Source organism: Cohnella fermenti (assembly GCF_004801405.1).
In the GTDB taxonomy this organism is placed as follows: Bacteria; Bacillota; Bacilli; order Paenibacillales; family Paenibacillaceae; genus Cohnella; species Cohnella fermenti.
In genome coordinates this window covers 55,524-63,402 of the sequence record NZ_SSOB01000051.1, presented here as the reverse complement: position 1 = coordinate 63,402, position 7,879 = coordinate 55,524, and the positions used below count along the sequence as shown (strand labels likewise).

Genomic DNA, 7,879 nt, shown 5'->3' with positions numbered 1-7,879 from the left:
TAAACGACTCTGTTGCCAGCTTCGCTCCAAGACTCGCTATTGGTGGCGTGGCTTCGCCTTTTCCAAGCAGGGTTTCCACCTGCTAAGTTACTCAACCTATGCTCGGTCGCTCTGGTTTTTCACATTCGTTCGTCTACTTTAGCGTGTCCGTCGCGGCCGCCGCCTCGGTTTGCAGGGCAAGCAGCTTCCTCTCGAAGCTCAGCGCGTACTCCGCCGTCCATACCGTGCTGCCACCCCTCCGGATCTCAAGCAGATAGCCCGGCGGGGGAGGCGACTCGACGTCGGACTTCCGCACAACGAGGAACGTCAGCGCTTGCCGCTTCATCCGACCGCCGGGGCCGACTCCGATCTCAACGAAGGCCGGACGATAGTGACCGGCGTGAACGCCCTCTCTCTTCTTCAGATACTCAAGCGCCTCCGTTCCGATCCGGTACACCTTGCCTTCCGCCCAGCCTCCGCCTCCAAGCTCCGCCAGATCGGCTCGCCCCCCGTCCTTGGCCCGACGGGAGAAGCGCAGGTCGTACCCCCGCAGCACGCCCCTGCCCAAGCAATCCCGGAACAGATGGTCGACCTTCGCCCGCCTGAACCTCTCATCGTCCATGCACGACGCATAGGCGAAGTACAGCAGCGTCTCCCGCTCCCGCTCGCGCCTGCAGAACGCCCAGTCGCCATGCTCGATCGACGGAAGCTCCCCCCGCTTCGCTCCCGGATACAGATAGACGTACGCCAGCTCCTCACCGCGGTCGGTAAAAACCGGTTGGAGCGCCCGCAAGCTCCGTTGCGAACGCGGCCCCGTCTCGCACGCTCCATCTCGTATGCCTTCCCAAGCATCCAGCAGGCGAAGCGTCTCCATCGGCACCCGGAACAGCTCGCCGTAGACGAAGCCCCCGCCACCCGGACACAGCACCGGATACCCTTCTCCGGTATCGTGCAGCTTGCCGGCCGTCCAGCATTGCTCCGCGACGCGCTCCGCCCCCTTGAGCAGCTTGCGATTGCCTTCGCTCCTCCGCGCATTGCCGTATACGAACACCAAAGCGGAACGTTTATCCATCGCTTTATCCTTCACGTTATCCTTTACACTATCCATCACGTTATCCGTCACGCTATCCGTCATTCACCATGCCTCCCTCGCACCGCCGAAGCGCCGCTGCATTCCTCCTCATCGTATGTAGCCCGAACTCCAAGCAGAATGCGCAATACCGCTCTCCGCGTTGCGGGAGGTCATCCGTACAAGCAGGATTCGGCCACATGCATACAGGTATGAATAGAGGGAGGTTGATTGTCTCATGCCGGCATATCGCAGCGTATCGTTTAAGAGCAAGTGGGTCAAAACAAAGTGGCTGCTCGCCGACGAGGCGCTTGAGGAGTATGTTCCGTGGACGCTCCCGTTCACGGCGGCGAATCTGGCGAAGATTCTCTCCCGTCATTCGACCGTCTACTTCAAGCCGACCGGCGGAACCGGGGGCAGACGAATCATTCGCATCGCCCGGCAAGGGGAACAATATACGACGAAGCTTCGCCATACGACCCGCAAACACGCGGGAGCGGAGGCGCTCCAGGCGTACTTAAGCAAGAAGGCCGCCTCGGAACCTTATCTCTTGCAGCAAGAAATTCCGCTCGTTACCGTGAAGGGCAAGCCGTTCGACATCCGTGTCATGGTGCAGAAGACGTCGGAGGGAGCTTGGACGAGCACGGCGCTGTTCATGAAGATCGGCAAGTCCGGATCGGTCGCAACGAACTACAACCAGGGTGGGAAAATCGGTTTTTTCGAACCGACGCTTGAAGACGCCGGGTTCCGGGACGACGAGATTCGCCGCATTCGGACGGAACTGGAGGAGCTGGGAGAGTCGGTCGGAGCGTTGTTCGACAGGCACAAGTCGGGCTTCCGCGAACTGGGGCTCGACGTCGCCCTGGATAATCGCGGACTGCTGTGGATTCTCGAGGTCAACACCCGGCCGCAGTTCTATCCGCTGAAGAAGATGAGCGACCGTACGCTGTATCGCAAAATCGTCTCGTATGCCGAGCAATACGGGAGAAAAAAGTAGCGGATGAATGTGCGGATGTGCGGCATGGAGCCACAACGACAAATAGCGGCAGAGGAATGCCCTTCCTCTTGCCGCTATTTTCTACTTGGGAGACTTTATTGGACGCCTGCCGCCGCTACCTCCACCCGGTACGTTCCCGAGCCGAGTTGGAAGCTCAGCCCCTCGGCCGACTCCGACACGGCCGACACGCCTGCGGCTTCCGCCAGCGGGCGGCCGGATTCGCTTGCGGCGGCCAAGGCGGCGCCCGCCAGCAACACATCGGCTTCGGCATTCGCCGGCACCGTGAACTCGTAGGCGATGCCGCCGTCCGCCGTCCGCTTCCAGGCGGAGCGGATCTCGCCGTACGGCGACTCCAGCTTCGCCTCGGCGTGGCGCAGCGATCCGCCCGGCAGCGGCTGCAGCTTGATCCGGCGATACCCCGGCTCGTTCTCGTCCGCGTCGATGCCCGCGACGGAGCCGAACAACCAGTCGCCTACCGCCCCGTACGCGTAGTGATTGTACGAGTTCATGTCGTCGCTCCAGAAGCTGCCGTCCGGCTTGATGCCGTCCCAATGCTCCCAGATCGTCGTCGCCCCGCGCACGACCGGGTACAGCCAGGACGGATACTCCCGGCGCTCGAGCAGCTTGTAGGCCAACTCCCCGTAGCCGTAGCGAGTCAGCACGTGGCATAGGTACGGCGTGCCGACGAAGCCCGTCGTGAGCTGCGTTCCGCTCTCTTCGATCAGCTTCGCGAAGCGGTCCGCCGCTTGCCGGCGATCCTTCTCCTCGAGCAGGTCGAACATGAGCGCGACGGCGTAGGCCGTCTGGGTCGGCGAAGCGACGCGGCCGCTCGGCGTCACGAATTCGTTCCGGAACGCGGTTACAATGCGTTCGTACATCCCGGCGTATTCCTCGTGCTCCCGCTCGAGCCCGAGCACCTTCGCCGCCTTCGCTACAATGCCGGTCGAATAGGCGTAGAATGCCGACGCGATCAGCTCGCGCGGGGTCGCTCCGACATAGCTGTTCTCCTTCGCATCGAGACCGAGCCAATCGCCGAAGTGGAAGCCCGTGTTCCACAGGAACTCGTTATCCCCCTGGGCCCGAATGTACTCGACCCAGCCCTTCATGCTCGGGAACTGCTCGCGGAGGACGCGTTCATCCCCATAGCGCTCGTAGACGACCCACGGGCAGATGACGGCCGCGTCTCCCCAAGCTGCCGAATTGTGTCCGGCGATCTTCAGCTCGGGGATGACGTGGGGCACCCCGCCGTCCGGCTGCTGGTCGGCCGCGAGGTCCCGCAGCCACTTCACGAAGAACGGCGCGACGTTGCGGTTGTACGTCGAAGCGCGGATGAACGCCTGCGCGTCGCCCGTCCAGCCGAGCCGTTCGTCCCGCTGCGGGCAATCCGTCGGCACGTCGACGAAGTTGCCGATCTGCCCCCAGACGATGTTGTCCGCCAGCTTGTTGATCAGCGGATCGGAGCAGCGGAAGCTTCCCGCCGCCTTCAGGTCGCTCGTCAGCACGCAGCCGACGAACTTCCCGGCGATGCGCTCCGCCGGAATTCCTTCCACCTTCACATAACGGAAGCCCTGGAACGAGAACGTCGGGTGGAAGCTCTCTTCGCCTTCCCCGGAGCAGACGTATTCGATCGTCTGCTTCGCCGACCGAAGATTGCCGACATAGAAGTTGCCTTCGCGGTCGAGAACCTCGGCGTGCTTCAGCGTAACGACGGTGCCCGCAGGCTCGTTCACGGCGAAGCGCACCCAGCCGACCATGTTCTGGCCGAAGTCGATAACCGTCTCGCCGCGCGGCGTCGTCAGCACCGATACCGGAACGATCTCGTCGACCCGGCGGACCGGCTCGTTCTCCTGCGCGACGAGCTTCGCCTGCGGGCGGGCGCTCGCACGAACGGAGCTCCATGCACGGTCGTCGAAGGCGGCAGCGTTCCACCCTTTCTTCTCCAAGCGGGCATCGTACCGTTCCCCATGATACAGCTCGGACATCCGCAGCGCCCCGTCGCTGCCGCGCCACGATTCGTCCGTGCCGACGACTTCCTCCGAGCCGTCCGCATAGCGCACGTGAAGCTTCGCGAGCAGAAGCCGTTCCTCGCTGCGCCTCTTCTGGCCGTTCCAGCCAAGCACGCCGCGGTACCAGCCGTTGCCGAGCTGAACGCCGATCGCGTTATCCCCTTCCGTCAGAAGCGACGTCACGTCGTACGTCTGATACTGCAGCCGCTTCTCATAGCTCGTCCATCCCGGATTCAGATGCGTGTCGTCGGCTTCCCGACCGTTCACGAACAGCTTGTAGGCGCCGAGCGCCGTCGCGTAGATCCGGGCCGAAGCGATCGCCCCCTTCAGTCGGAAGCCCTTGCGCAAGTAAGCGATCGGCTCGTCGTCCTCCTCGTCCAGAGGCAGTGTATGCGAGATCCATTGCGCTCCGTCCCACTCCTCCTCCGGGAAGAAGGCCGTCTCGAACATGGCCTGGGAGCTCCACTCGGATTCCGCGCCTCCAAGGTCCCATACCTTAACCCGATAGTAGTAACGAGTCCGCGAACGAAGCGGAGCCCCTCTGTAAGCGATCAGCACGGACTGGCCGCTCTCGGTCCGCTCCGTATCCCAGACGATGGCTTGCGCGAATTCCGGGTCCTCGGACACTTGCAGCCGGTAGGCTCCTTGGAGAGCGCCTCTCCCTTCCGTCCGCAGCTTCCAGCTCAGCCTCGGCTCCCGGTCGTCGATGCCGACGGGGTTCGTCTTATGATTGCAGGTCAGATCGTAAATCTCGATAGTCGCCATATCGCTCTCTCCTTGAATGTAGGATGAATGTTCGTCTCTGAGAGCAGTTTAACGCGCTTACATGGCAAGAAATAGAGCTGATTCGGACGGATTAAGGTGGTAAAATGGACATCAAAGAGCACTCGGGGAAAAGAGGCGGAGGCATGGGACAACACTCGGAGTACAGCATGGAGCAATCGAGCCATTCGGCAAGGCAGCCCCGGCACACGCTCAAGGGAAGCGAGCTGTTCCGCAGCGGGCTGCGCATCTTCGTCAATCGGGCCGAGGAACGCTTCGACCTGGGGCTGCACGAGCACGACTTTATCGAGCTGACCTATGTGGCGGAAGGCTCCGGCTTCCACTACCTGGGGGATCGGATGCTTCCCGTGTCCCGAGGCGATCTGTTCGCCTTGCCTGTCGGCAGCTCGCACGTATTCCGCCCCTCCTCCCTGGAGAGAAACAGCCGCCTCGTCGTCTACAACGTCGTCTTCGACGAGGCGCTTATGGGCGAGATCGCGAGCGACGTTCCCGACCTCGGCCTGGATGCGCTCTGGCGCTCCTTGGCCGGAGACTCGGGCGAGCTGAGCGCGGTGCGCGACAAGCGGCTGCGGCTCGAGCCTCTCTTCGAGCGGATGCACGAGGAGCACGCCGCAGCGGGGCCCGGCTGCTCCGCCATGCTGCGCGCGATGCTCGCCCAGCTCGTCATCGAATGGGCGCGGCTGCTCCGCATGGAGGCTCTGCCCGTGGAGCCGGGCGGAGGCGACCTCATCGCGGACGCCTCCGCCTTCATCCGCGAGCGGTTCGCGGAGCCGCTTGCGCTGCGCGACGTCGCCGGCGCGTTCCGCTTGAGCGAACGGCACTTCCACCGGCTGTTCAAGCGTCGCACGGGGCAGACGTTCCATGAGTTCGTGCAGCGTCAGCGGGTCCACGCCGCCTGCGAGCTTCTCCGCTCGACCGATCACAAGCTGGAAGCGATCGCGAGCCTCGTCGGCTACCGCGACCCGCAATCGTTCGCCCGCGTGTTCAAGCGCATCGAAGGCTGCACGCCGGGGCGGTATCGGAAATCCTCGGAGCGTGCTTCGCTATAGGGGACCGTTATCGTTGCCGAAGCAGAAAACGACATAAATCGACAACCCCCCGCTTTTCCCCGAGTATCCTCGTACCATCGTTTTTGCGCAAAGGGTGCCTTATCCCTCCCGCTCAGATTATCCAATTTGTGGAATTCTGATCAGAAGGGATAAGGCACCCTCTTAGAAGAAGAGCAAGCGCACCCAAACGGGCACCCTGCGAAAAAGAAAAGCCGACCGGGCAAGCCCGGCCGACTGATCGAATCAATCATGGAAATTCGTGCCGTCCGTTACCGGCTTGACGTAACCCGTGCGGATGACGAAGTCGCCGAAGTGCTCGCCGCTTACGCGCTCCGACGCATAGCGGTGAAGGATCGGCTTGAGCGTGTCGATGATCTCTTCCTCGCCGATGTTCTCGCGATACATCTTGCTAAGACGGTCGCCGCTGAAGCTGGCTCCCATGTACATGTTGTACTTGCCCGGGGACTTGCCGATGAAGGCGATCTCGCCGAGCGCAGGACGGGCGCAGCCGTTCGGGCAGCCGGTCATGCGGATGTTGATCTCCTCGTCTTGAATGCCGGCTTCCTCGAGGATCGGCTCCAGCTTCGTGATCAGCGTCGGCAAGTACCGCTCCGCTTCGGCCATCGCCAGGCCGCAGGTCGGCAGCGCCACGCAAGAGAGCGCGCTCCGGCGCAGAGCCGAATATTGCGTGCCTTCGCCGATGCCGTACTGCTTCAGAATGGCGGCGATCTTCGTCTTCTTCTGGCTCGTCACATTGGCGATGACAAGGTTCTGGTTCGCCGTCAGGCGGAAGTCGCCGGTATGGATCTTCGCGACCTCGCGAAGCGCCGTGCGCAGCGGGTAGCCTTCGATGTCCTTGACGCGGCCGGCCTGAATGTACAGGTTCAAGTTCCACTTGCCGTCCTTGCCCTTGATCCAGCCGTAGCGATCGCCCGTATGGTCGAAGCGGAACTCGCGGGCCGGCTGCAGTTCCCAGCCGAGGCGGTCGTGCAGCTCGTTCACGAACCACTCGAGGCCGTGACGGTCGATCGTGTACTTGAAGCGCGCATTCTTGCGTACGGAACGGTTGCCGTAATCGCGCTGGATCGTCACGATCTTCTCGGCGAGCTCCAGCACTCGATCCGGAGTTACGAAGCCGATGAGCTTGGCAAGCTGCGGATACGTCGCCGTATCCCCGTGAGTCATGCCCATGCCTCCGCCTACGCAGACGTTAAAGCCGACCAACTTGCCTTTTTCCACGATGGCGATGTACCCCAGGTCCTGCGAGTAAACGTCCACATCGTTGGACGGCGGAACCGCGATGCCGATCTTGAACTTCCGCGGCAGATAGACCGGCCCGTAGATCGGCTCGACCGTATCGCCTTCAATGCCGTCGCTCTGCGGCAGGCTGTCCAGCACCTTCTCGCCGTCCAGCCAGATCTCATGATACGCAGGCGTCTTCGGAGCCAGATGGCTCGTCAGCTTCTGCGCCCACTCGAACACCTCGGCGTGGATCTCCGACTGGTACGGGTTCGGGTTGCACATGACGTTCCGGCTGACGTCGCCGCACGCGGCCAGCGTCGAGAGCAGCGCATCGTTGATCTCGCGGATCGTCTTCTTCAGGTTCCACTTGAGCACCCCGTGCAATTGGAACGCCTGACGGGTCGTCAGCTTCAGGCTGCCCGTGCCGTACTTGTCGGCCAGTTCGTCCATGACAAGCCATTGCTCCGGCGTCGCGACTCCGCCCGGAGTTACGACGCGCAGCATGAACTGGTAATACGGCTCCAGCTTCTGCTTCTCGCGCTCGGTGCGGTGGTCGCGGTCGTCCTGCATGTAGCTGCCGTGGAACTTGAGCAGCCGATTGTCCAGGTCCGGCAAGCCGCCCGTGATGCGGTTCGCGAGCGACTCGACGAGCGATCCCTTCAGATAATGGCTTTCTCGCTTCAGATGTTCGACGTCGCTTGGCGGCCCGCCGATCGGTTCTACCTTATGATGATTCGCCACGATTGTCAGCTCC

Annotated in this window: 5 protein-coding genes; 2 read left to right on the top strand and 3 right to left on the bottom strand. The window is 62.5% G+C overall.

Annotated features, from left to right (window positions below):
• Positions 1 to 133: 133 nt before the first annotated feature.
• The gene (locus E6C55_RS28335; protein WP_136373200.1) at positions 134 to 1,114 is read right to left on the bottom strand and encodes a gamma-glutamylcyclotransferase family protein; all 981 of its coding nucleotides are present in this window, start codon (positions 1,112 to 1,114) and stop codon (positions 134 to 136) included.
• A gap of 172 nt (positions 1,115 to 1,286) precedes the next feature.
• On the opposite strand from E6C55_RS28335, the gene E6C55_RS28330 reads away from it, so the two are divergent.
• The gene (locus E6C55_RS28330; protein ID WP_136373199.1) at positions 1,287 to 2,045 is read left to right on the top strand and encodes a YheC/YheD family protein; all 759 of its coding nucleotides are present in this window, start codon (positions 1,287 to 1,289) and stop codon (positions 2,043 to 2,045) included.
• A gap of 95 nt (positions 2,046 to 2,140) precedes the next feature.
• On the opposite strand, the gene E6C55_RS28325 is transcribed toward E6C55_RS28330, so the two are convergent.
• Complete coding sequence (locus E6C55_RS28325; RefSeq protein ID WP_136373198.1) at positions 2,141 to 4,816, bottom strand: alpha-L-rhamnosidase; 2,676 nt, start codon at positions 4,814 to 4,816, stop codon at positions 2,141 to 2,143.
• Positions 4,817 to 4,959: 143 nt separating this feature from the next.
• Between E6C55_RS28325 and E6C55_RS28320 the strand changes: the two genes are divergently transcribed.
• Complete coding sequence (locus E6C55_RS28320; RefSeq protein ID WP_168735927.1) at positions 4,960 to 5,883, top strand: AraC family transcriptional regulator; 924 nt, start codon at positions 4,960 to 4,962, stop codon at positions 5,881 to 5,883.
• Positions 5,884 to 6,126: 243 nt separating this feature from the next.
• Here the strand turns inward: E6C55_RS28320 and cysI are convergent, their stop codons facing one another.
• Entirely contained in the window at positions 6,127 to 7,866 is a 1,740-nt protein-coding gene (cysI, locus tag E6C55_RS28315; protein WP_136373196.1) for an assimilatory sulfite reductase (NADPH) hemoprotein subunit, read from the bottom strand.
• Positions 7,867 to 7,879: the final 13 nt, after the last annotated feature.